We start from the raw sequence: 22,942 nt of genomic DNA on the forward strand, positions 1-22,942 counted from the left end.
TCAGCCCTCGCCTTTGATGGCTTCGATGGTCGGTAATGGGTAGCTGCCATCCAGTGCCCGCTGTTGTGGCAGGTACAACCGCAGCATCAGGTTGAACGGCCCTTGCGGCGTCGGCAGCCAGTTGCTCTGGGCGTCCTGTGCCGGGGTCGCGTGCGCCAGGGTCAGGGTCAGGCCGCCATCGGCGTCGTATCGCAGGTCGGGGCTGCGATCACCCAGGGAGTAACGCGCCAGCGGGTTGGCCACCAGCAATTGGCTCTTGCCGTCGTACAGGGTCAGGGACCAGAAGGCATTCACCGGTGGCAACTGCCCGGCGGCGAAATGCAGGCGATAGGTTTTATTGCCATCGAGTAGTTGGCCCTGGGCGTCGTGCAGTGCCATGGGATACAGCGCTTCGGCAGGATCATTGGCATAGATGTAGCGCCAGGCCACGGCCGCGCGAGTCAGGTCATCGTCACCGAACTTGCCGACGTTGGACGGCGAGCGGAACCAGCCTTGCTGCTCCACGGACAGTTTGCTGGAGGCCACTCGCACCTGTTCGCGGCCGGCTTCGGCGCCTTCGGCCACTGCGTCCTTGAGGTCTTGCGGCGGCATGAATGCGACGCCTGGCTGGATGCCGATTTCGGCATAGCGTGCCAGCTTCTGCTGTTCGGCGGGGGTCCACTGGTGCAGCGCCGCGAGGCGATTGAAGCGCTCGAACAACGCCACCGCCGGCCCCTGCTTGCTGTCCTCATAGGCCGGTAACTGCAGGGTGGGCAGCGCCGCGGGTGCCGGGTTCCCCAGCACCCTGGACAGGGGCTGCAAGGCGTAGCCCTTGAGCACCTGCGCCGCCTGCGTGAGATCGTCGGCACCCTTGACCTCGGTGCGCCCGATCAGGAACACCACGCGGCTCGGCGAGCGAATCACCCCGTTGAAACCGGACGGCACCTCACCCTGCCAGTCTGGACCGGCGATCAGGTAGCGCCCGGCCTTGCTGCCGGTCGCGCGGGTGCCGATGTAGTCAAGGTTGTCGGTGCGCAGGTCCACCAGTTGGAAGTTGTAGTATCGCCCCTCGACCTCGGGGACTTGCAGCACCTGGGGTTCGCCGCGCAGGTCGAGCAAGGCGCGCGAGTAGAAGGTGTCGTTATTCGGGGAAACCACTTTGTTGTCTTGCGGGCCGAGCAGTCGTGGCTCGCTGTACAGCATGTTGAACGGCAGCTTGGCGGCGATGGCGCTGAGCACCTTGAGGTGTTCGCCGGTGGCGTAGGCAAACACATAAGCCTCTTGGGCCAGGGCCCGGGCTTGCGGTTGATCGAGGCTGGCGGCTTGTACGGCGCTCGCGCTGAGCCCCAAGGCTAATGCGGAAATCCAGTGGCGCATGGAAATGTCTCCTGACAGCAATGAACGCGGCGCCCAGTGCCCGCTTTGTAGGAGCGGGCCCCGCAGGACGGGTTACTTGGCCCAGCGTCGCAGGTCCGAGGGGGTGTAGTCGTCGGTCTTGGCGGCAAAACCCACGCGCATCGGCTCGGTCTCTTCGTTGGCCAGGCCTCCGGCGTAGTAGCGCCCGGCGATCAGGTCGTACGAGGTTTCCAGGACGTTGTAGGTGAACCCGTGATCGTAGTGCTGGATCGCGTGCAACTCACCGCTGCGCCACAGTTCGCCACGGCTGTCGTACTGGTCCGATTGCGCGATCTGCCAGCTGTCTTCATCGATATAAAACCGACGCTTGCCGTAGATGTGCCGGGCATTGGGCTTGAGCGTGGCTTCCACCACCCAGACCCGGTGCTTCTCGTAACGGGCCAGGTCCTGGTTGACGTGGTTGGGCTTGATCACCGCGTCGTACTTGAGGTCGCGACTGCCGATCTTGTAGCTGTTGTAGGGGATGTACAGCTCTTGCTTGCCCACCAGCTTCCAGTCGAAACGGTCCGGCGCACCGTTGTAGCCATCGATGTTGTCGGCAGTAATCAGGCCGTTGCTGTAACGGGCGCTGTTGTCGTAGGCGATCATCGGCGCACGACGCACCCGACGCTGCCCCGGCAGGTATTGCCAAGCTGAACGCGGCTCGGCCACCTGGTCGATCGGCTCGTGCACCAGCACCGCTTCACCGGACAGACGGGCCGGTTCCAGCACCCGGCTCTTGAACATGAACAGGGTGTTGTTGCCCGGCTCAAGCCCGCTGATGGTGTCGGCGAAGTTGATCAATGACTGGTTGCGCACGTAGCTGGTGGCGCCGTTCTCGCGCACCAAAGCCGAGCTGCTGATGCGCTCGTAGCTGCCACCACGGTAGCGGGTCATGTGGTTCCACATCACCTCCAGGGCTTCGGTGGGCAGCGGGAACGGAATGCCGTGGACGTAGTCGTGCAGGCCGTTGCCGCCATCGGCCAAGCTGGTCTTGGCGACGTTTTCCCGGCTCTGTTCGAGCACCGTCTTGGGCAGGTTGGCGCTGCGGTGCGTGGGGTAGATGTGCATCTTGTAGGTATCGGGGTAGCGCTTGAACATCGCCACTTGCCCCGGGCTCAGAAACTTCTGGTACTGCGCCAGGTTTTGCGCGGTGATGGTGAACAGCGGTTTCTCACTGGCGTAGGGGTCGCTGTACCCGCCCTTGGCGTCGACCGTGCCGGCGTTGCCCGCCAGCCCCCCGGTCCAGGCTGGAATACTGCCGTCGGCGTTGGCGGCCATTTCCGACCCCATCGGCGTCAGGGTCTTGCCCAGGGCCGCCGGATCACTGCCTTTGGCCTGCGCCAGGCTCGCCGCGCAGGCCAGGGCCAGCACACAAAGTTGCATACGCATCACTGATACTCCTTAGAAGTCGACCTTGAAGCTGACCGAGGCAAAATCGCGGTCGTCCAGGGTGCTGTAGTCGTTCGAGCCGAAGAAGCTGTTGTAGGCCAGCTCCACGCTGTAGTCGTTGAGGTAATTGGCGGTCAGGCTCAGGCCCAGCGCTTGCTGGCCTTCCTGGAACGGGCCCTGGGGGTCATAGGAATAACCCGAGACGTCGTGGCGCCAGTTGACCGCCGGGATCAGGTTGACCCCCGGGAACACGTCGCTGTATTCCAGGCTGGCGCGCAGGCGATAACCCCAGGACCAGTCGGTGGCGAAGCCCTTGTCAGTGCAATATTGGTTGGTCACACCCGAGGCCACGGAATTGCACTGCGCGCCATTTTTCGGGCTGCTGCGGCCAAAGGCGGCGTTGCGTCCCAGGCGCTCGTCACCCAGGTCCTCGATGTGCACCACCCCGGCCTCGCCGAACAGGCTCAGGCGCGTGGCACCGAGGATGTTGTCGTAGGCCTGGGTCGCCGAACCGGTCATCTGCCACACGCCCTTGCGCACCCAACCGTCGTAGCGGTCGCCATGGGTGTTATCAAACCCGCTCGGCAGGTCGACCCAGGAGCTGCCGCCCGGCCCGGAAATCACCGCAACGTTGATGTCCGGGGCGTTGATCGCCAGCGGCATGTTCGGCCGGTAGCTGATTTCGCCGGCCAGGGAGATGCCCGAGTTCGGCTCGACGCCATTGAGGCTGAAACCGTACAGGCGAATGTCCTCGGGAAACGCCGCCGCATAGCTGGGGTTCTGGATGCCGCCGGGGAACGTCCCGGGTTGGGTGACATCCCGCGCGTCGAGGGTGAAGTACGGCAGGCGCGAGTGATAGTTGATGAAGTAGATCGCCGCTTCCGCGTCGTTCAGCGCCGGGATCATGTTGCGCAGGGCAAAGCCGAACTGGCCGTTATCGGACGGCGATTCGTTGCCACGGGAGGTGGCGTAGAGCCCGGCGCTCTGCATTTGCTGATCGGTCTGTACCTGGCTCAGGTACAGCGGTCCGCAGCCCTTCTGGATCGCGTCGCTGCTGGCGAAAAACGTGCCGCAGCCGTCGAGCACGCTGGGCCGCCAGTTGTACTGGTAAAAGCCTTCCAGGTTCAGAGTGTCGGTCAGGCCGAGGCTGAAGGAGAGCATCTCCACCGGCAACTGGCCTTCCTTGATCTCCACCCCGGGACGGTTGAACGCCGAGACGTCCAGCGGGTTGATCACGTTGATGCCGTTCTGGATCAACAGCGACTCACCCCAGGACAACACCTGGTTGCCGACCTTGACGTTGAGCGGGCGGTCAGCGACCACGAAGTCCTTCCACAGATAGGCGTCCAGGGTCTTGAAACCCTTGAACTTGGACAAGTCGTCCCAGCCCGAATCGTCGAACTGCTTGAAGCGTCCTTCGCCGTTTTCGTAGGCCTCGTCGTACCAGTACTTGAACCGCAGAAAGGCCCCCTGCCCTTGTCCATCAAGGCTGAAATCGGTCAGGCCCTTGAAGATCTGCGAGATCTGGTCGCCCTTCTCGAAGTTCAGCCGGTTGTCGTCGGCGCTGACGCTGCTGCCATTGGCCTGCACATGCTGTGCCTGCAGGGCATTGGCCCGGGTCATCATGCTTTTGTCGGGATTTTGCGTCGACCAACTGCTGCCCAGGGACAGGGTCGTCTTGGTCGACAGGCTCCAGTCTTCGTTGAACTCGAAGGTGGTCGCCTGGGCAGGCGCGACCATGGCCGCCAGGATGGCCAGGGCTAGCGGTTGCGGTCGGGTGTGGCCAAGCCTTTTGCGTCGTGGCGCGACGCAGGCGTTGGCCGAGCATGTTTTTATCATTATTAGGCTCCGGTCAGATGTACTCAGCCCGGTCAAAATGCCCAACAATCCAACAACAGGCGCAAGCGTGGCGCGACAAAAAATGATCATCCGGTTTTTTAGGCCGGGTCAGCGCAACCCTGGAAGTGCCCAAGGCGAAACTGCTTGGGGGTGATACCGAACTGCTTGCGGAAGGCGCGGATGAAATTGCTCGGCTGGCGATAACCCAGGCGCTCGGCAATCCGCTCGATCGGCTGGTCGCCAGCGGTCAACCAGTGCCGCGCCAACTCCAGGCTGTCAGTGCGGGTCTCGTTGGGCGCCGCCGCTTGCCAGTGGCGCAGCATGCTCTGGTGCAAAAAGGGATGGGCGCTGAGCACCGGCAGTTCCAGGCTGAGCCTTGGCAGGATCAGACACGGGTGCTCGGCCACCTCGGTGCTGACCCCCTGCCCATCCAGCCATTCGCCAGCCGCCTGCCCGGGTGCCAGGCGCACGCGGCTGAACAACTGGGCCGGTGCCAGGCCAACTCGCCGCGAAATGTTGCGCACCAGGCTCAAGGTGGCAGCATCAAGGCCAAAAAAATGCGGCATCTGCCGGGCCGGGCGCAGGTGCAGACGGGCCTCGTCGGTGCTTTCCTCGAGCTCGGCCAGGACATGGTTGGTGACCCGCGGCAGATAGTCGGTAAAACAGCGCAGGCTGGCGCGCAAGGTGGCGGCCGAGTCCAGCAGGATGTTCATGCCTTGCAGGCAACTGGTGGCCATGCCATTGACCAGGTCACAGCCGAAGTGGCGCCCAACGCCGGCGTTCTCGCATTCACGCCACAACTGTTCCACCAGGTGCGCCGGGATGTGCTGGTGCTGGTCGTCGAGCCAGGACAGGCTGATACCGGCACGCTGCAACAAGACTTGCTCACACAGGCCGACCTGGCGGGCATGACTGAGGATGGTGCGGGTGAAGGCACTGGAGGCGAACGTTTGATCAGGCATGAGCGAGCGCTGCAGGCAAAAGAGGGTTGTACTTATGCCAGCCCGTATGCTATCGATCAAATGCATTAAAAGTATCCAACGAATGCAGGAGACGCATAGTGGACCTCCGTCAGCTTCGCCACCTGGTGGCCCTGGCCGATTACCGCAGTTTTGTGCGGGCGGCCGAGGCGATCAACCTCAGCCAGCCGGCCTTCAGTCGCAGCATCCAGACCCTGGAGCGCGACCTCGATTGTGCGCTGGTGGAGCGCAGCAGCCGCGAGTTTCGCCTGACCGGCCAGGGCCAACTGGTGCTGCAGCATGCCCGACGCCTGCTGGCGGGCAGCCAGGCGCTGCACAACGAGTTGATGCAATACAACGGCCTGACCGGCGGTGAGCTGCATTTCGGCTGTGGGCCCTACCCAGCGCAATTGCTGGTGCCCGAAGCCCTGGCCGAATTCATCAGCGCCCACCCGGCCATCCGTACCCGCTTTCACCAGGGTGACTGGGAACAACTGGCAGGCTGGCTCAAGGAGCAGCAGATCGAATTCCTGGTCGCCGATTCGCGCTATTTCACCGGCGATCCGCAGTACCAGGTGCAGTTACTGCGACCCCGTCGCGGGCGGTTCTTCTGCCGCGCCGGACACCCCTTGAGCCACGGCCGGCCGCTGGCACTGCGGGCCCTGCTCGACTACCCGGTGGTGGGCACGCGGATCCCGCCGATGATCCGCAAAATCCTCGCCGACGTGCAGGGCGAAGCCGACTTCGAGACCCGCGTGGAATGTGCCCAGTTCGACGCGATCCGCCGCGTAGTAATGCGCTCCGACGCCGTCGGCCTCGCCACCATGGAAGCCTTGAGCGAGTTGGCGCTCAAGGGCGAAATCAGCCTGCTGAGCTTCACCGACATCCCCACAGACGACCCGGGACTGCAGCTGCATTACGGAATCGTCAGCCGCGCCGGACACTCCCTGACCCCGGCGGCCCTGGCCATGGTCGATGCGATTGTGCGGGTGGATCGACGCTTGCTGGAGCTGGAAGGCGCGATGGTATAACCCACCCGGCCGACAAGCAGATCGCCGTGCGGCGACTTTTGATCTTGATCCCCCTGCACCGTCGGCAGGATTGAAAGGCGGCGAGGACTGCGTCCTCGAACGCAGCCTCGCGGGCTCGGCAGCTGCTACGGGGGTTGGGGTATTACCGAGATCTGTGGTTTGGCGCAGATCGCCATCGCGGGCAAGCCCGCTCCCACAAGGGAACGCGACACCAGGGCAAACAGGTCGGCCGGTAGGCCGCCTCGCCCGCTTTTACCACTCAGGCCGACTGTCAGGTCGCCGTGCTCTTGCTTTTGATCTTGATCCACCCGCCCCTTCGGCAGGCTGAGCGAAGGTGTCCATCAGGGGGGAGGCGCGTAGCGCCGTGCGGCGAAGCCGCATGCATCGAGAGGAGGTGCAGCGAAGCAAACCGTAGGCGATGCCCCCTGATGGATACCGTAGCGAAGGGACCCCGAGCCTTAGCGAGGGGCCGAACGCTGGGGGCAAGACTTTTTGGGTACTTTTGTGTCGTTTGACAAAAGTGCCTCGCCGTAAGGGCGAAACCCTAAGCCGCCGTTACCGCAGCAACGGATATGTACCCACCCTCCCCCAAAAAAAATCACCGCAACCGCAGCGGATCAACCAACCCCGCCGCAATAGCCATCCCCACCAAATCCGGCAAAGTCTGCGCCAACATCCGCTTCATCACCCGCGAACGATACAGGTCGACAGTCTTGGCACTCACCCCCAATTGCTCGGCAATCTCTCGGGTGGTGTAACCCTGTACCAACGGCAACAACACATCGCGCTCCCGTGGGGTCAACGTCTGCAGGCGCGCCTGCAAGGCCTGGTGCCCCTGGTTGCCGGAGCGGCCAGCGGCGCCATTGCTCAGCGCCTGTTGCACACTGTCCAGCAGCAACTGCTCGTTGTAGGGCTTTTCGATGAAGTCATGGGCCCCGGCCTTGAAGGCGCGCACCACAATCGGCACATCGGCGTGGCCGCTGACAAAAATGATCGGCAGGTTCAGCTCGCGCTGGCGCATTTCCTCCTGCACGTTCAAGCCACCCATGCCGGGCATGCGCACGTCGAGCAAGACGCAAGCATCGAGGCTGGCATCGCAGGCATTGAGAAACTCGACCCCACTGGTAAACGGCAAGGCCTTGAGCCCCACCGATTCGAGCAGCCAGACCGTTGAGTCGAGCATGCCCTGGTCATCGTCGACCACATACACCACGTGTTCTGTCGCACCCGCCATTACGTTATTCCTGAGGTTGTCTGGTTGGGCCGGCCAGCGGCAAGCGGCAGCTCATCAGCAAGCCGACGGCCTGGCGCCGAGCCTCAAGCTCGCCACCAAAACCTTCGATGATGCTGCGACTCATGGACAGGCCGAGGCCCAGCCCGTCGGCCTTGCTGGTGTAGAACGGAGTGAACATCTGCGCCAGTTGCGACTCGCTGACACCCGGCCCCTGGTCATGCACCGTGATCTCGACGTTGCCCGCGCTACCCTGCTGCGCCGCCATCAGGATCAGCGAAGGCTGGCCGGGATGGCGCTCGCGGTTGGCATCGATGGCATTGCGCAACAGATTGAGCAACACCTGTTCCAGCAACACCCGGTCGGCATACACGGGCGGCAGATTATCCGGCAGGCGATCCTCGATTGTCACTTGCCAATTGCTCGCTTCCCAGGCGCACAAACGCACGGCGCCGCGGGCCACCTCGGCAAAATCCAGGGCCTGCATGCGCCGCTGACCCTTGCGCAGGAATGCCCGCAGGCGGCTGATCACCTGCGAGGCGTGGGTGGCGTGATGGGTGATGCGTTGCAGGCCCTGGGCGACTTTTTCCGCGGCCTGCGGATTGCTCTCCAGGCTCTGCAAATAGCGCTGGCTGGCATTGGCATAATTGACCACCGCCGCCAGCGGTTGATTGATCTCGTGGGCGATCCCCGAGGCCAGTTCACCCAGGGTCACCACCCGCGCAGTGTGCGCCAGTTCGTCCTGATGGCGACGCTGCTGGGCTTCGCGCAATTCCCGTTCGGTCATGTCCCGCGCCACCAGCGAGTAGTAACGCTCGCCCCCTGCCGAACGGTGGGCCAGCAGCACCAGCGACACTGGCACCGAACTGGCGCCAGCCAAGGGTTGCAGGCGCGCGTCGCCGCTCCACACGCCATCGCGCTCGGCGCTGCTCCAGCCGTCACGCTGCAATCGCGCCAGGTCGTCACTGGCAAACAGCGCGGCCAGCTCCGGCAACGGTTGTCCGTCGGCGATCCCGAGCAGGCGCCGGGCCGCCGGATTGAGGTAGGTCACCTGGCCCTGCGGGTCGATGAACAACACCGGATCGGTATTGACCTCGACCACCTCGGCCAGGCGCCGCTTGTTCTCCTCGGCCTGCACCCGGGCGGTGATGTCCCGGGACACGCTGACCACCTCGACCACCGCCCCGGTGTAGGTTTCGCGGATCGCCCGGCTCGCGGTTTCGAACCACAGGTAATGGCCGTCACAGTGGCGGATGCGGTAAGTCATGGTGTGATAACCGTCTTGCTCCAGCGCATCCCGCGCCCGCTGCACCAGGCTGTGCAGGTCATGTTCATGGAACAGGCTGCGGGCCAGACGCCCACGCAATTGCTCCGGCCAGTAGCCCAACAGGGTCCAGGACGCCGGCGAGGCGTCGAGAAAGCGCCCGTCCGGGGTGTGCCGGGAAATCAGGTCGGTGGTGTTCTCGATGATCAAGCGATAAAGCCTACGGGCCGTGGCCGCTTCGCGTGCGGCCAGCACCTGGGTGGTGGCGTCGCGACAACGGGCGAGTACCCGCTCATCCTGTGGGTCGGGGATAAAAGTCCAGATCAGGATCTGTGCCTGGCACTGGGCCTCGACCCCGTCGATGGCGCGTTGCTGCTCCAGGCAAGCGCGCACCAGTTCGCGATGATTGACTGGCAACAAACCCGGCACCTCAGCCAGCGGCTTGTCCCCGAGCAAGGCCAACAGCGCGGCGTTGCATTCCAGCGTCCGGCCCTGGGCATCGAGCAGCAGGCTCGGCTGCGGATCGTGACCCAACAGCGGTGACGCGCGCAGCGTGCCATTGGCGCTGTGCAGCAGGGTCGTCAACAGGTCATGGACCCAGCCCAGCCAATCGAGACTGACACCCTCGCACACTTCAATCAGCAACAGCCCCGGCTGCCCGGCCTGCAAAGCCAGCTCGAACACTTGGCCATGGCGAATGGCGGCCCGGCGTAGGCGTCCGGCCAGCCAGCAATCGAGCTGGCGCACCTGGGCCAGGTCCAAGCGCCCCACTTGCTGCAGTTGATCGAGCAATCGCTGATCGCTGGCCAGCGCCGGATCGCCCTGCCCCGGCGGAAAATGCCGGGCAGCACCGGCATGGCTATAAAGGCGCGCCTGCGGTTGCCAGCGCAAATAAAACGCCCGGCGCACTTCGGGGCAGTCCTGCAATGCACGGCACAAGGCGTCGGCCCGCGTTGCCAGGGGCACGCCTTCGCGCTGCAGGCGCAACCAGCTGTGCAATCGAACGGGAACGTGGGTCATTGCAGGTCTACTTCATCCGGGGCGCCCAGCATATACCGGCCATGGCTTTGGATGAAACAAATATAGTACATATACTATAGTGCTTAGGTTTAACTTCCATATAGATCGACGAATATTATATAAAGTCTACCGGACCCAAGAGACGATCCCGGCCACCGCGCCCAGGGTCGTCCGTAGAGCTAACAATCAGCCACCGAGAATCCGTCATGTCGATTTATGAACAAGGGCTCAGCCCTGTCCCGGTCAATCACATCGCCTTGTCGCCCCTGAGTTTCATCGAGCGCACTGCCAGCATCTACCCCCACTACCCCGCTGTGATCCACGGCTCGCTGCGCCGTACCTGGAAGCAGACCTACGATCGTTGCCGCTGCCTGGCTTCGGCTCTGGCCGGGCGCGGAATAGGCCAGGGCGATACGGTGGCGGTGATGCTGCCGAACATTCCCGAGATGCTCGAAGTGCATTTCGGCGTGCCGATGATTGGCGCCGTGCTCAACCCGCTCAACGTGCGCCTGGATGCCGAAGCCATCGCCTTCATGCTCCAGCATGGCGAAGCCCGTGTACTGATCACCGACCGTGAATTCCACGGGGTGATCCACGCGGCGCTGGGGATGCTCGATCACCCGCCGCTGGTGATCGATGTCAACGATCCGGAGTACGGCGAAGGCGAGGCTGTCAGCGAGCTGGACTATGAAGCGCTGCTGGCCGAAGGCGACCCGGACTTTGCCTGGCAGTGGCCGGCGGACGAATGGCAGGCCATTTCGCTGAACTACACCTCCGGCACCACCGGCAATCCCAAGGGCGTGGTGTACCACCACCGCGGGGCTTACCTGAACTCCCTGGGCAACCAGATGACCTGGTCCATCGGCAACCACCCGGTGTACCTCTGGACCCTGCCGATGTTCCATTGCAACGGTTGGTGCTATCCCTGGACCATCACCGCACTGGCCGGTGTGCATGTGTTCCTGCGCCGGGTCGATCCGCAGCGCATCCTCAACCTGATCCGCGAGCACCAGGTCACGCACCTGTGCGGCGCGCCCATCGTGCTCAACGCGTTGGTCAACATGCCAGAGTCGGCGAAGGCGGCCATCGATCACCCGGTCAACGCCATGGTCGCGGGTGCCGCACCGCCGGCCAAGGTGATTGGCGCCGTGGAGGAAATGGGCATCAAGGTCACTCATGTCTATGGCCTGACCGAAACCTATGGCCCGGTGACGCTGTGCGCCTGGCACGCCGAATGGGACGAACTGGCCCTGGATGAACGGGCCCAGATCAAGTCCCGCCAGGGGGTGCGTTACCCGACGCTGGAGGGCGTGATGGTCGGCGACTCGCGGACCCTGGCGCCCACTCCGCGCGACGGCCAGACCATCGGCGAAGTCTTCATGCGCGGCAACACAGTGATGAAGGGCTACCTGAAGAACCCTACCGCCACCGCCGAGGCGTTCGCGGGCGGCTGGTTCCATACCGGCGACCTGGCGGTGTGTCATCCGGACGGCTACATCGAGATCAAGGACCGGCTCAAGGACATCATCATTTCCGGCGGCGAGAACATTTCCACCATCGAACTCGAAGGTGTGTTGTATCGCCACCCCGGCGTGCTGGAAGCGGCGGTGGTCGCCCGTCCCGATGAGAAGTGGGGAGAAACCCCCTGCGCCTTTATCACCCTGAAGGCCGATCACCAGGACGTCAGCGAGGCCGACATCATCGCTTTCTGCCGCGACCACCTGGCCGGTTTCAAGGTGCCGCGCAGCGTGGTCTTCACCCTGCTGCCGAAGACCTCCACCGGCAAGATCCAGAAGTACCTCCTGCGCGAGCGGGCCCAGGCCCTGTAAACCAGGCGTGTGGTCCAACCGTCCGGCGGCGGGGTGTAGACCTCGCCGTGCCCACAGTCCCATTGAGGTTCACGTAATGCCCGAATTCAACGCCCCGTTGCGCGACATGCGCTTTGTCCTGCATGAAGTGTTCGACGCCCAGGCCTTGTGGGCGCGCCTGCCGGCTTTGGCCGAGACGGTCGACGCCGCCACCGCCGATGCCATTCTCGAGGAGGCCGCCAAAGTCACCGGCCAACTGATCGCCCCATTGAATCGCAGTGGCGACGAACAGGGTGCCCAGTGGCACGACGGCCTGGTCAGCACTCCCGAGGGTTTCCAGCAGGCCTATGCCACCTACATCGAAGGCGGCTGGGTCGGCCTGTCCGGCAATCCCGACTTCGGCGGCATGGGCATGCCCAAGATGCTCGCCGTGCAGTTCGAGGAAATGCTCTACGCTGCCAACTCAAGCTTCGCCCTGTACAGCGCCCTGAGCTCCGGAGCCTGCCTGGCCCTGGACGCCCACGCCAGCGACGCCCTCAAACGCCTCTACCTGCCGCCCATGTATGAAGGCCGCTGGGCCGGCTCCATGTGCCTGACCGAAGCCCATGCCGGCACCGACCTGGGGATTGTCCGCAGCCGCGCCGAACCCCAGGCCGATGGCAGCTATCGGATCAGCGGCAGCAAGATCTTCATCACCGGAGGCGACCAGGACCTGACCGAAAATATCATCCACCTGGTCCTGGCCAAGCTGCCGGATGCGCCGCCCGGTCCCAAGGGTCTCTCGCTGTTTGTGGTGCCCAAGGTGCTGGTCAACCCGGACGGTTCCCTCGGCGCGGCCAACGCGGTGAGCTGTGGTTCGATCGAACACAAGATGGGTATCAAGGCCTCGGCCACCTGCGTGATCAACTTCGACGGCGCCAGCGCCTGGCTGGTGGGCGAAGCCAACAAGGGGTTGGCGGCGATGTTCACCATGATGAACTACGAGCGCCTGTCCGTCGGCATCCAGGGTATCGGCTGCGCCGCAGCCTCGTACCAGAACGCCGTGGCCTACGCCCGTGACCGCCTGCAGGGTCGGGCAGCCAACGGGGCCAGTGCTCCGGCGCAGGTCGCCGATCCGATCATCGTCCACCCCGATGTGCGGCGCATGCTGCTGAGCATCAAGGCCATGACCGAGGGCGGCCGGGCGTTCGCCAGTTACGTCGGGCAACAGCTGGACCTGGCGAAGTTCTCCCCCGACCCTGCCGAGCAGGACCGCGCCCAGGCCCTGGTGGCCCTGCTGACGCCAGTGGCCAAGGCGTTCTTCACCGACACCGGCCTGGAAAGCTGCATCCACGGCCAGCAAGTGTTCGGCGGCCATGGCTACATCCGGGAGTGGGGCCAGGAGCAACTGGTGCGAGACGTGCGCATCGCGCAGATCTACGAAGGCACCAATGGCATCCAGGCCCTGGACCTGCTGGGGCGCAAGGTGCTGGCTGACGGCGGCGTGACGTTGCGCCTGTTCACCGGGGAAATCCACCAGTTCGCCCAACAACCGGATGCGCCCTACCGCACGCAATTGATCGAGGCGGTGCAACGCCTGGAAGACCTCAGCGACTGGCTGGAAGACCAGGCCGCGAACAATCGCAACGAAATCGGCGCGGCCTCGGTGGAGTACCTGCACCTGTTCGGCTATGTCGCCTATGCCTGGCTCTGGGCACGCATGGCCCAGGTGGCGAAACACAAGTTGCAGGACGACCCCGGGTTCTACGGCGCAAAACTGGCCACCGCCAAGTTCTACATGCAGCGCCTGCTGCCACGGGTGTTGGGCCTGGAGCAAGCGATTCGTGCTGGCAGCCAGCCGTTGTTCGACCTCAGCGCCGAACAGTTCTGAGGCCCCTTGCGCCCTCGCGAGGGCGGGGCAATGGGTGCCCGTCTCCACGGCGGGCGCCTGACGTTGCGCACACCCTTAGCCTTCCCTGATCTGCCCCCACAACTGCGCTACCTCTTCGGCACTCTCAGCCTCGACCCGGGCCAGGTCGCGGGGATAGCTGACGTGCGGGTTCTCATTGAAGCGGGTGGCGGTGAATTGGCCGTTGCTGGCTCGCAAGACATAGCCGCTGTCCTGGCACTGCGCCGAAGCCAGGTAGATCACCCCGGGCACCACCCATTGGGGCTTGAGTTCGTCAGGCTCTTGGGTGACACCCCACATCCGGGTCTTGGCCACCGGTGAGACGGCGTTGACCAGGATGCCATCGGCTGCGCCCTCCATGCTCAAGGCATTCATCAGGCCCAACTGGGCCATTTTCCCTGCGGCGTAGGCCGCCAGGCCCGACTGGGCATAGACCTGGTACATGGCGCGGTCGGAGGTGGTCAGCACCACCCGCGGTGCATCTGACTGCCTGAGGTGTTTCCAGGCGTGCTTGCACAGCCAGATGGGGGCGTAGACGTTGATCTCCAGCGCCCGCTGGATGAACCCAGGGTCGCTGTCCTCGATAGCCTGGTAGCCGACCCAGCCGGCGTTATGGATCAGGATATCCAATTGACCGAAGGCCTCGATGGCGCTGTTCACCAGGTGTTCGCAGCCCTGTTGCGAGGCCAGGTCGCCAGCGTGGCCGATGACACTCAGACCCTGCTCTTGAAGCGCCCGAGCGGCGTCCAGGGCGATCGAGCCGTCGCTGCCGGCGCCGACACTGTCAGCCCCGACATCACTGATCACCACGTTGGCGCCACGCAGCGCCAGCTCCTCTGCATAGCACCAGCCCAGGCCTCGGCCGGCGCCAGTGACAATTGCGGTGGTTCCTTTAAATTGCATGGTCTTTCTCCTGATAGACCACGCCACCCTACCCTCTACCGGAGCGACCTGGCCACCCCGCTCCCGGGAAGTTTGACTATGCTTGGCTGACACCCACCGGTGACGAGGGATTTATGGACGATCCAATCGACAACAAGCCCCCCAGCTTCTGGCAGATGCTCCACAGCGTGATGGCGGCGGCCTTTGGCGTACAAAGCGGGAAGAACCGCGCTCGCGACTTTACCCACGGCAAGCCGAGTCATTTTGTGCTGCTGGGGATCATATTCACGGCGGTGTTTGCCCTGACCCTGTTTGCCATCGTCAAGTTGGTGGTGCATCTGGCCGGGGTCTAGCGAGCGGCTCAGCGCATCAGGGTCTGCAGGCTGAACGGATAGCGGTAACTGGTTGGACGGCCCTTGGCCGACAGGCTGCGGAAATTCACTCCGTAGCCCTGGCTGTCGCGCAGCGCCAGCATGCGCCGGGCCTGGTTGCGGTCGATCAGTTGCAACAGCGGTATTTGCCGGTCGCGCCCGCCGTACTGTTCGACGGCCACACCCTGGTCATAGTCATGCAACTGCACCAGGGCCCAGCCGCCGAGGCTGAAATGGCCGCCTACCAACACGCTCAAGCGCCCGTCCAGCAACGCCTGCAACGCCGCCGGCGAGGTATTCACCGCGCTGAACAAGACGCCCTTGCCCGGTTGCCCACCGACCTCCTCGTAAGCCTGCATGGCGCCGAAGGCCATCTCGTCATTGGCGGCCCAGACCAGCGATACCCCAGGGTAACGCTTGAACAGTTGTGCCGCCTGCTCATGGGCGCGCTCGCGCTTCCAGGCGCCATAGACCATCTGTCGCAATTGCACCTCGGGATGCTCACGCAGCGCACGTTGCATGCCTTTCTCGCGCAACTGCGCGGACGGGGTGATCTTCAGTCCGGAAAACGCCAGCAACTCCAGCTTCTGGCCGGGGGCGACGGGCGGATGTTGGCGGATCAGTTCCTTGAGCATCAGGTAGCCGCCCTCCTCGTCGTTGGGCACCAGGCTACCGAGCCAGTCGGGGTATTTTTCCCGCGCGTCACCGAGCAACGCCAGTTGGTCGGCGGTCAGGGCATTGTTGACCATGAACAGCTTGACCCCGCTACCCTGGGACAGGCGCAGGATTTCTGGGGCGACATACTGTTCGTTGACGAACACCAGGTAATCCGGGCGGTTGGGCCCCAGCAGCACTTCGCGTGCCTGCTCGATGGTGGATTGCGCCACGCGCTCGGAATAACGGACCTGCAGGTCCATGCCCAGGTCGCGAGCGGCCGCCTGCATGAATTGGCTGTAGCTGACCCAGAACACTTCCATGGTGGTTCCCGGATTGAGGAATACCACCGACGCCGCTTGCGCGCCGGGTCCGAAGACCGCGCAAAGCGTCAGTAAAATCCCCCACACGAACCTGAACATTAAACAACCGAGCCCCGAAAATTAGCCGCGCATTATAGCCGGCCACTGGCTGGCACATTGCGGTTAATTAACGTGTCGTCCGACAATCAGCGGATCAGGGCCCGGCCACGCGGGTTTACTGATGGCTGACCCAGTACACGGCAGTGCCCACTACCAGGATGATCAGGAACAGAATCGCCCACGCATCGACGCTGCTATCGCTTTTGCCTGCTTTGGTCGGATTGCTCATTGCATCGCCTCTTGTCGGTTTTATCGGTGATTGCATGAAGACTCGATCACAGTTAAGTCGAGGATTGCCCATACGACAAATAAGGGTAAGACAATAATCAGTCTCATTAGTCGATTTGGTTCTTTCCATATACTCAAACATCACTTTTGCGCATAAACGCAAACTGGTATCTTGCCCCGGCTCCGTGGGGAGTGCGCGGCCGTGCGCGCAGAATTGCCAAGGCATTTTCGGAACTCAGCGAGCGAGAAACGCCGCGATTTTCGAGGGGCCCAAGCCTGAGAACAGGACTTATATGTACGTATACGACGAGTACGATCAGCGGATCATCGAGGACCGCGTCAAGCAGTTCCGTGATCAGACCCGACGCTATCTGGCAGGCGAGCTGAGCGAAGAAGAATTCCGCCCCCTGCGCCTGCAAAATGGCCTTTATATCCAGCGCTTCGCCCCGATGCTGCGGGTTGCCGTGCCTTATGGCCAACTGACTTCGCGGCAGACGCGAATGATGGCCAAGATCGCTCGCGACTACGACAAGGGTTATGCCCACATCAGTACCCGGCAGAACGTGCAGTTCAACTGGCCGGCACTGGAAGACATTCCAGACATCCTGGCTGAGCTGGCCACCGTGCAGATGCACGCCATCCAGACCAGCGGCAACTGCCTGCGCAACGTCACCACCGACCAGTTTGCCGGCGTGGCCTCCGACGAGTTGATCGATCCGCGCCCGTGGTGCGAGATCGTCCGCCAGTGGACCACCTTCCACCCGGAATTCGCCTACCTGCCGCGCAAGTTCAAGATTGCGATCAACGGTTCGACTTCCGACCGCGCCGCCATCGAAGTCCATGACATTGGCCTGGAGCCGGTGCACAACGCCGCAGGCGAACTGGGTTTCCGCGTGCTGGTTGGCGGCGGCCTCGGGCGTACGCCAGTGGTGGGTGCGTTCATCAATGAATTCCTGCCCTGGCAAGACCTGTTGAGCTACCTCGACGCCATCCTGCGTGTGTACAACCGCTATGGCCGTCGCGACAACAAGTACAAGGCGCGGATCAAGATCCTGGTCAAGGCCCTGACGCCGGAAGTCTTCGCCCAGAAAGTCGACGCGGAAATGGAGCACCTGCGCGGTGGCCAGACCACCCTGACCGAAGCCGAAGTGCAGCGTGTCGCCAAGCATTTCGTCGACCCGGACTACAAGGCCCTGGACAACCAGAGCGCCGAACTGGCCGAACTCGACCAGCAACACCCAGGCTTCGCTCGCTGGCGCACCCGCAACACCCTGGCCCACAAGAAGCCGGGTTATGTTGCCGTGACCCTGTCGCTCAAGCCTACCGGCGTTGCCCCGGGCGACCTGACCGACAAACAGCTGGACGCAGTGGCCGACCTGGCCGATCGCTTCAGCTTTGGTCAACTGCGCACCTCCCACGAGCAGAACATCATTCTCGCCGACGTCGAGCAGAGCCAATTGTTCACCCTGTGGGGCGAGTTGCGCGAGCAAGGATTTGCCACGCCGAACATCGGCCTGCTGACTGACATCATCTGCTGCCCGGGGGGTGACTTCTGCTCCCTGGCAAACGCCAAGTCGATCCCGATTGCCGAATCGATCCAGCGTCGCTTCGATGACCTGGACTACCTGTTCGACATCGGTGAACTGGACCTGAACATCTCCGGCTGCATGAACGCCTGTGGTCACCACCACGTCGGCCACATCGGCATCCTCGGGGTGGACAAGAAAGGTGAAGAGTTCTACCAGGTGTCCCTGGGTGGCAGCGCCAGCCGCGACGCCAGCCTGGGCAAGATCCTCGGCCCGTCCTTCGCCCAGGACGCCATGCCGGACGTGATCTCGAAGCTGATCGATGTGTACGTGGAACAACGTACCGAAGACGAGCGCTTCATCGACACCTATCAACGTATCGGCATCGACCTCTTCAAGGAACGCGTCTATGCAGCGAATCATTAAGAACAACGAAGTCATCGACGAAACCTGGCACTTGCTGCCCAAGGATTTCAACATCGATGAGATCAGCAACTGCGACGACTACATCGTGCCGTTGCAACTGTGGCGCGAACACGGGCGCATGCTCCTGGCCCGTGATGGCGGCCTGGGCGTGTGGCTGGACGCCGATGAAGAAGCCGAGGAAATCGGTGACGACGTGGATAAATTCCAGGTCATCGCCCTCAATTTCCCGGCGTTCACCGACGGCCGCAACTACTCCAACGCCCGTTTGCTGCGCGACCGCTACGGCTTCAAAGGCGAGCTGCGGGCGATTGGCGACATCCTGCGCGACCAGTTGTTCTACCTGCGCCGCTGCGGGTTTGACGCCTACGCCTTGCGTGCCGACAAAGACCCGTACGAAGCGCTGGAAAGCCTCAAGGACTTCTCGGTGACCTACCAGGCCGCCACTGACGAACCGCTGCCGCTGTTCCGTCGCCGCTGATCGTCACGCCTTGGACCCACCCCGGGTTCAAGGCGCCTCCCCCATTCGAGGCAGATCCTGCCCCGCCATCGAAATCGGCCGTCCCAGGGCTACCCAGTCACGGTACAGCCGGGCGCGGTCTTCCAGCACAGCGAACAACCTGAACGGGTTTTGCGAATCCCCCGGCGTCGATTCGATAAGCCGGCCTAACCAGCCCCACAACTCCTCACTGGCATCGACCTCGACCAACAGTTGCCAGACCCCCGCCTGCAACGCCAGATAGTCAACCTGGAAGTCCGCACTCAGGCTCAGCCCATCGATTACCCGTAGCAGCGCCGTGCCCGAGGGCCGCACGGACAGACGCTGCCAGACCGACTGACGAGCCTGCTGCAGCGCCGGGTCGCCTTCCGCCAACCAAGGTTGGGCGCTGCCATACCCTTCGCCCGGCTGGCTCAGCCAGAGATTGATGCCGGTACGTTCGCGGTGTTCGACCAGGCGCAGCAGGGTGTCCTCATCCGTCAGTGGATTGCCCCACAACCCCAGCCGATCACGGGATACCGCCTGGTTGAGGATCGCCTGGGGAACGCGGCTGATCTGGTTGTCCCGCAGGTCCAGTGACGTCAGGTAGGGTTGCTTGGCGACACCCACCGGGCACCAACTGATGCCCGTACCCTGCAGGTTCAGCACCTGCAGTTCATCGAGCCCCATTACCAGCGGCGGAACGCCCAGAGGGTTGTCACTCAGGTCCAGCTTCTGCAACTGCTTCAGGCCACTCAACTGGCCAGCACTGCGCTCATCGAACACCAGGAAGGTCGAGCGCAGATTGAGGTTCTGCAAGCCCTTCATGTCGAGGATCGCGGCAGGCAATCTGCCTTGCAGGTCATCCTCGGTGGCCAGCAGACGCAGATCCACACGCTCCAGATTCAGCCTGTGCAAATTCGGCATGCTGCGCAGAAAGATGTTCAGGCTGTCGCGCTCCACCAGGTGAATATCGCGCATGGACAATTCGCGCACTGCGCTGAACCGTACATCGAGGTTCGGCAGGCGGTGGAACTCCTCGAAATCCATGTTGATCGAGAAACCGTTTATGGCATCGCCGCTGTACAGGCAACCGGGGGCCGGCGTGCGCTGCTGCCAGATCGCAATCAGGTCTTGGGCCAGCTCCTTGCGCGCTTCACGCTCATGACCAACATCGGCTTGCAGTATCTCCAGGTTATGGGCATGCACCTGAGCCTGGTTCATCCCGCCTGCTTCGAGATCACCGACGGCGAGAAAACCGTGCTGCATGTCGCCGATGTCCTGCACGGTCTGATCGAGCCACAGGTTGAGTTGCGCCAGCAGTTGCTGGAACTGGTTGTGCAGCCTGTCGAGGCAGGCGGCCGCTCCTGCCCCTTCGCGTTGCAGCAGCTCATCGACCTGGGCATCGGTGAAATCGGGGTATAGGTCGCGGACCTGCAGGCGTATGGTTTCGCGGGTCAGCGCACTGCCCTGGAGAGTCGTGGGAAAACCGCCGCCTGCCAGCCCCTGAGGCTCGAACGGCAAGCCCAGATCCATCCGGCCCAGGCCATGCATGAGTTCGGAGCGCGACAACGCCTGGTCCGCAAGACATCGGCGCAACTGTGCGGCCTGGTCCGCTCCGTGCAAACCCAAGGCTGCACGCTGTTCTTTGTCCAGCTGCGCAAGCAGCCCGCTATACAGGTCGATTGCAGCCTCGGCGTTGGCGGCCACATCGGACGGCTGATATCCCGCGCCGACCCGGATCAAGCGCCGACAATCGGCGCCATCGGTTGGACCGATATGATCCAGCACAGGCCCACTGATCGAGCCGTCCAGCACCTCGATCCGCATACCCTTCGGCCAGCCGGGCAGGCGCCCGAGGGTATGCAGGGCCAGGGTGTCCGACTCCGGGTTGCTCATCGCCCGCAGGTACAGCCCTTCATACGCTCGATTCAAGCGCACGTGCTGCTGATATTGACGGGCCTTGGCGTCGAGCCGCTTGAGAACCTGGCGGCAGGCGGCCGGATCGAGATCCTGGGCGAGGTCAACGCCCACGCGGTCGAGCATCTGCTCCACAACGGCTTTCGGCAGGCCGGGATACTGGCGTTGCAACAGGCGCACCCACTCATTCTCCGAGTGCTGGAGTGCCAGGTAGCGGCGATTGAACAGCTCGCTACGCGCAGCGGGATCGGCAACGCCGGCCAGTTCCTGGTCGAGCCGGAAACGGCTGAGGGTATCGGCCAGCAACGGCGTCGGTGGCCGGCGACCAGCCTGCATCAAGTGCAGCATGTCGTCATCGACCGCACTGACTTTGCCGATCTGCTGCAACAGTTCATCACTGAAAGTAGCCACCGGCGCACCCAGCCCACGCAACAGGGTCAGGCGCGTGGCCGGGCCTGGTGATGGGACGGCTGTAGAGAGTTCAGGAGAGTCGAGGCTGCCGTCGGGGTCCTTCAGGGCCTCAGCAGCGGGCGACTGCTCCAATGCGCCAGCCTCGCCGCGCAACACCGCACCGGCCCGCAACAATGGCAGGGCATTGAGCAAGCCAAACACCAGGCGTGTCACACCATTGGCCTGCGCCTGCGCATCACTGCCATTGACGGCCTGGTCCAGGCCATATCCGGCATCGATGATCCCGGCCAGCGCCAACAGGCCTTCACCGCCGGGGACAAACAAGGCCAAGGGGGCATAGCGGTTGATCCATTGCACCATGGGTTCAACCACCGCATTGAGGTTATCGCGATTGACCTGAGCGTCATCGCGGATGCTTTCAACGCTGGCACGGGCCGCCCGCTTCATGCTCAGGACCAACTGTGCGCACGGGTCGGTCGCCCTGGGCGCTACGTCCAGATGGACATAGTTGGCGGCATCCCAGTACCCATCATCATTAAAAAACCCATGGCCCGGCTGCAGATGGTGCTGCCTGGGATAGATCGCCATGCCCTCCAGGGCAGTTACGACCCCGGCATGGAGGGTTCCATCGACACGGTCGTCTTCGGCAAAGTGCGCAGCCAGTGCGGTTTTTTTGTCGGCATCCCTGGCCTGCTCCACGATCCAGGCACAGAGCGCACGGGTATCGGCAAACTCATGCAAGGGTGAGGAGTTGCCGGGGATGTAGAGCACGACGCTCGGGTCGCCGGGACGAGAAAAACTCCAGATATCCGTGGCGCTGTAGCGATAGATCACCAGGCGCGCGACTTCGACCTGGCGCGAGCTGCGGCTCGGTGCCTGCAACTGCTCGAGCGTCACCTGCGCCCAAGGCTGCTGCGGCGCCAGGCCGGCCACTTGCAGGACGATGGCCAAACCCTGTTCGCTCAGGCTGTGCTCCTGGCGCTGCAAGTACGCCGCCATGACCAGGGCCGTCTTGACCGAGGTGCGCAGCGGGTAGGCTGGCGCTGCAATGATGACCTCATCGGTGGGCCAGGCCTGGTCCAGATAGTCACTGTAGCGGTCCTTCAACTCCAGATCCCAGACCCAGCGCTTGAAATCCACAGGACGGATTTTCAGCTGGGTTGAAGGGTCGTAGGTCTGCGGATCAGCCTGACGGTAGATGCCTTCATAGGTGTCATGGTTGCCACTGCCGACATAGGCAAACTCATCGACTTTGGCGACGATTTGCACAGCTGGGCCGATATCGGGTGGCGTATACAAACCGAACGCCGTTTCGCCAAAACGCCCGTCACCGACGGTTTGATAATTGTCCACCAGGAGCTGGGTCAGGCTCCGGGTGCTCGCCACCCGCCCCTGCTCGACACCCGCCTGGGCTGGATGGCCGTGAAAGTTGTAGTTGAGCGTGACCAGTTGCGCGGTCTCGGGATCAAGGTCATGACCCCATTTGGCTTGAATCAGTTGGTTGGCGAACTGCGCGGGCGATAACGGCAGGACGGTATCGACTGTTGCCTTGAGGTCTTCGCGCGAAAGCGCCAAGGGCAAAGGGTGTTGAGGTTGATTCATTGGGCAGTTCCATTGCGGTGGGTGGGGAACCCCCAGCCTAAGCGATCGAACTGCTGGATCCGCGCCGGAAAAATCGCCAACTGGCGGCGAAATCCCGACACATGAAGTCAGTTATTCATCTATGACAAAAAAGCCCCGTAACAAGGATCGCTACTTGTATTCAGGGCTTGGAAAAAACCTGTAGGAGTTCCCCCCTACATGACGACACAGATCCCTGGT

General features: G+C 63.1%; 15 protein-coding genes. 6 read left to right on the top strand and 9 right to left on the bottom strand.

The window, feature by feature from the left end:
- The 4 genes from ACM6IP_RS14555 to ACM6IP_RS14570 all read right to left on the bottom strand — a co-directional run bounded on the left by ACM6IP_RS14555 (position 1) and on the right by ACM6IP_RS14570 (position 5,567).
- The gene (locus tag ACM6IP_RS14555) at positions 1–1,356 is read right to left on the bottom strand and encodes a DUF1254 domain-containing protein (protein WP_414861725.1); all 1,356 of its coding nucleotides are present in this window, start codon (positions 1,354–1,356) and stop codon (positions 1–3) included.
- A 72-nt stretch (positions 1,357–1,428) separates the two neighbouring features.
- Positions 1,429–2,766 (bottom strand): DUF1329 domain-containing protein, encoded by a 1,338-nt coding sequence (locus tag ACM6IP_RS14560; RefSeq protein ID WP_401131255.1) that lies wholly within the window; start codon positions 2,764–2,766, stop codon positions 1,429–1,431.
- A gap of 12 nt (positions 2,767–2,778) precedes the next feature.
- Positions 2,779–4,605 carry a DUF1302 domain-containing protein gene (locus tag ACM6IP_RS14565; protein ID WP_320332567.1) on the bottom strand — a complete coding sequence of 609 codons (1,827 nt, stop codon included), beginning with the start codon at positions 4,603–4,605 and terminating at the stop codon, positions 2,779–2,781.
- A gap of 98 nt (positions 4,606–4,703) precedes the next feature.
- The gene (locus ACM6IP_RS14570) at positions 4,704–5,567 is read right to left on the bottom strand and encodes an AraC family transcriptional regulator (RefSeq protein WP_159996827.1); all 864 of its coding nucleotides are present in this window, start codon (positions 5,565–5,567) and stop codon (positions 4,704–4,706) included.
- Between the two features lie 98 nt (positions 5,568–5,665).
- Between ACM6IP_RS14570 and ACM6IP_RS14575 the strand changes: the two genes are divergently transcribed.
- Positions 5,666–6,595 (top strand): LysR family transcriptional regulator, encoded by a 930-nt coding sequence (locus ACM6IP_RS14575; protein ID WP_401131258.1) that lies wholly within the window; start codon positions 5,666–5,668, stop codon positions 6,593–6,595.
- 598 nt (positions 6,596–7,193) lie between these two features.
- Here the strand turns inward: ACM6IP_RS14575 and ACM6IP_RS14580 are convergent.
- Positions 7,194–7,829, bottom strand: coding sequence for a response regulator transcription factor (locus ACM6IP_RS14580; RefSeq protein WP_159996831.1), 636 nt, complete (start codon positions 7,827–7,829; stop codon positions 7,194–7,196).
- Between the two features lie 4 nt (positions 7,830–7,833).
- Complete coding sequence (locus ACM6IP_RS14585) at positions 7,834–10,110, bottom strand: PAS domain S-box protein (RefSeq protein WP_401131164.1); 2,277 nt, start codon at positions 10,108–10,110, stop codon at positions 7,834–7,836.
- Positions 10,111–10,316: 206 nt separating this feature from the next.
- Here ACM6IP_RS14585 and ACM6IP_RS14590 point away from each other — a divergent pair, with 206 nt between their 5' ends.
- Together ACM6IP_RS14590 and ACM6IP_RS14595 are read left to right on the top strand one after the other, a co-directional pair.
- Positions 10,317–11,939, top strand: a complete 1,623-nt coding sequence (locus tag ACM6IP_RS14590) for an acyl-CoA synthetase (RefSeq protein ID WP_095171790.1) — start codon at positions 10,317–10,319, stop codon at positions 11,937–11,939.
- Between the two features lie 76 nt (positions 11,940–12,015).
- Positions 12,016–13,788, top strand: coding sequence for an acyl-CoA dehydrogenase C-terminal domain-containing protein (locus ACM6IP_RS14595; protein ID WP_414861726.1), 1,773 nt, complete (start codon positions 12,016–12,018; stop codon positions 13,786–13,788).
- Positions 13,789–13,863: 75 nt separating this feature from the next.
- Here ACM6IP_RS14595 and ACM6IP_RS14600 read toward each other — a convergent pair whose 3' ends face one another.
- Positions 13,864–14,709, bottom strand: coding sequence for an SDR family NAD(P)-dependent oxidoreductase (locus ACM6IP_RS14600; RefSeq protein WP_414861727.1), 846 nt, complete (start codon positions 14,707–14,709; stop codon positions 13,864–13,866).
- Between the two features lie 113 nt (positions 14,710–14,822).
- Here ACM6IP_RS14600 and ACM6IP_RS14605 point away from each other — a divergent pair, with 113 nt between their 5' ends.
- A complete protein-coding gene (locus tag ACM6IP_RS14605) occupies positions 14,823–15,041 on the top strand; it encodes a DUF2970 domain-containing protein (RefSeq protein ID WP_095171787.1) in 219 nt (72 codons plus the stop codon).
- A gap of 8 nt (positions 15,042–15,049) precedes the next feature.
- Here ACM6IP_RS14605 and ACM6IP_RS14610 read toward each other — a convergent pair whose 3' ends face one another.
- Entirely contained in the window at positions 15,050–16,135 is a 1,086-nt protein-coding gene (locus tag ACM6IP_RS14610; RefSeq protein ID WP_320332572.1) for an ABC transporter substrate-binding protein, read from the bottom strand.
- Positions 16,136–16,656: 521 nt separating this feature from the next.
- Between ACM6IP_RS14610 and ACM6IP_RS14615 the strand changes: the two genes are divergently transcribed.
- Positions 16,657–18,315 (top strand): nitrite/sulfite reductase, encoded by a 1,659-nt coding sequence (locus tag ACM6IP_RS14615; RefSeq protein WP_095171784.1) that lies wholly within the window; start codon positions 16,657–16,659, stop codon positions 18,313–18,315.
- Positions 18,299–18,793, top strand: coding sequence for a DUF934 domain-containing protein (locus ACM6IP_RS14620; RefSeq protein WP_095171782.1), 495 nt, complete (start codon positions 18,299–18,301; stop codon positions 18,791–18,793). Before ACM6IP_RS14615 ends, ACM6IP_RS14620 begins: the two co-directional genes overlap by 17 nt.
- Before the next feature lie 27 nt (positions 18,794–18,820).
- Here ACM6IP_RS14620 and ACM6IP_RS14625 read toward each other — a convergent pair whose 3' ends face one another.
- On the bottom strand, positions 18,821–22,723 hold the full coding sequence (locus ACM6IP_RS14625) for a dermonecrotic toxin domain-containing protein (RefSeq protein ID WP_414861728.1): 3,903 nt from the start codon (positions 22,721–22,723) through the stop codon (positions 18,821–18,823).
- Between the last annotated feature and the right edge of the window lie 219 nt (positions 22,724–22,942).

Source organism: Pseudomonas sp. IT-P176 (assembly GCF_949767245.1).
Taxonomy (GTDB): Bacteria; Pseudomonadota; Gammaproteobacteria; order Pseudomonadales; family Pseudomonadaceae; genus Aquipseudomonas.

What these genes read in the sequence shown, in the direction of transcription:
- ACM6IP_RS14555 (WP_414861725.1), bottom strand. Translation starts at nt 1,356, where the DNA reads ATGCGCCACTGGATTTCCGCATTAGCCTTGGGGCTCAGCGCGAGCGCC.
- ACM6IP_RS14560 (WP_401131255.1), bottom strand. Translation starts at nt 2,766, where the DNA reads ATGCGTATGCAACTTTGTGTGCTGGCCCTGGCCTGCGCGGCGAGCCTG.
- ACM6IP_RS14565 (WP_320332567.1), bottom strand. Translation starts at nt 4,605, where the DNA reads ATGATAAAAACATGCTCGGCCAACGCCTGCGTCGCGCCACGACGCAAA.
- ACM6IP_RS14570 (WP_159996827.1), bottom strand. Translation starts at nt 5,567, where the DNA reads ATGCCTGATCAAACGTTCGCCTCCAGTGCCTTCACCCGCACCATCCTC.
- ACM6IP_RS14580 (WP_159996831.1), bottom strand. Translation starts at nt 7,829, where the DNA reads ATGGCGGGTGCGACAGAACACGTGGTGTATGTGGTCGACGATGACCAG.
- ACM6IP_RS14585 (WP_401131164.1), bottom strand. Translation starts at nt 10,110, where the DNA reads ATGACCCACGTTCCCGTTCGATTGCACAGCTGGTTGCGCCTGCAGCGC.
- ACM6IP_RS14590 (WP_095171790.1), top strand. Translation starts at nt 10,317, where the DNA reads ATGTCGATTTATGAACAAGGGCTCAGCCCTGTCCCGGTCAATCACATC.
- ACM6IP_RS14595 (WP_414861726.1), top strand. Translation starts at nt 12,016, where the DNA reads ATGCCCGAATTCAACGCCCCGTTGCGCGACATGCGCTTTGTCCTGCAT.
- ACM6IP_RS14600 (WP_414861727.1), bottom strand. Translation starts at nt 14,709, where the DNA reads ATGCAATTTAAAGGAACCACCGCAATTGTCACTGGCGCCGGCCGAGGC.
- ACM6IP_RS14605 (WP_095171787.1), top strand. Translation starts at nt 14,823, where the DNA reads ATGGACGATCCAATCGACAACAAGCCCCCCAGCTTCTGGCAGATGCTC.
- ACM6IP_RS14610 (WP_320332572.1), bottom strand. Translation starts at nt 16,135, where the DNA reads ATGTTCAGGTTCGTGTGGGGGATTTTACTGACGCTTTGCGCGGTCTTC.
- ACM6IP_RS14615 (WP_095171784.1), top strand. Translation starts at nt 16,657, where the DNA reads ATGTACGTATACGACGAGTACGATCAGCGGATCATCGAGGACCGCGTC.
- ACM6IP_RS14620 (WP_095171782.1), top strand. Translation starts at nt 18,299, where the DNA reads ATGCAGCGAATCATTAAGAACAACGAAGTCATCGACGAAACCTGGCAC.
- ACM6IP_RS14625 (WP_414861728.1), bottom strand. Translation starts at nt 22,723, where the DNA reads ATGAATCAACCTCAACACCCTTTGCCCTTGGCGCTTTCGCGCGAAGAC.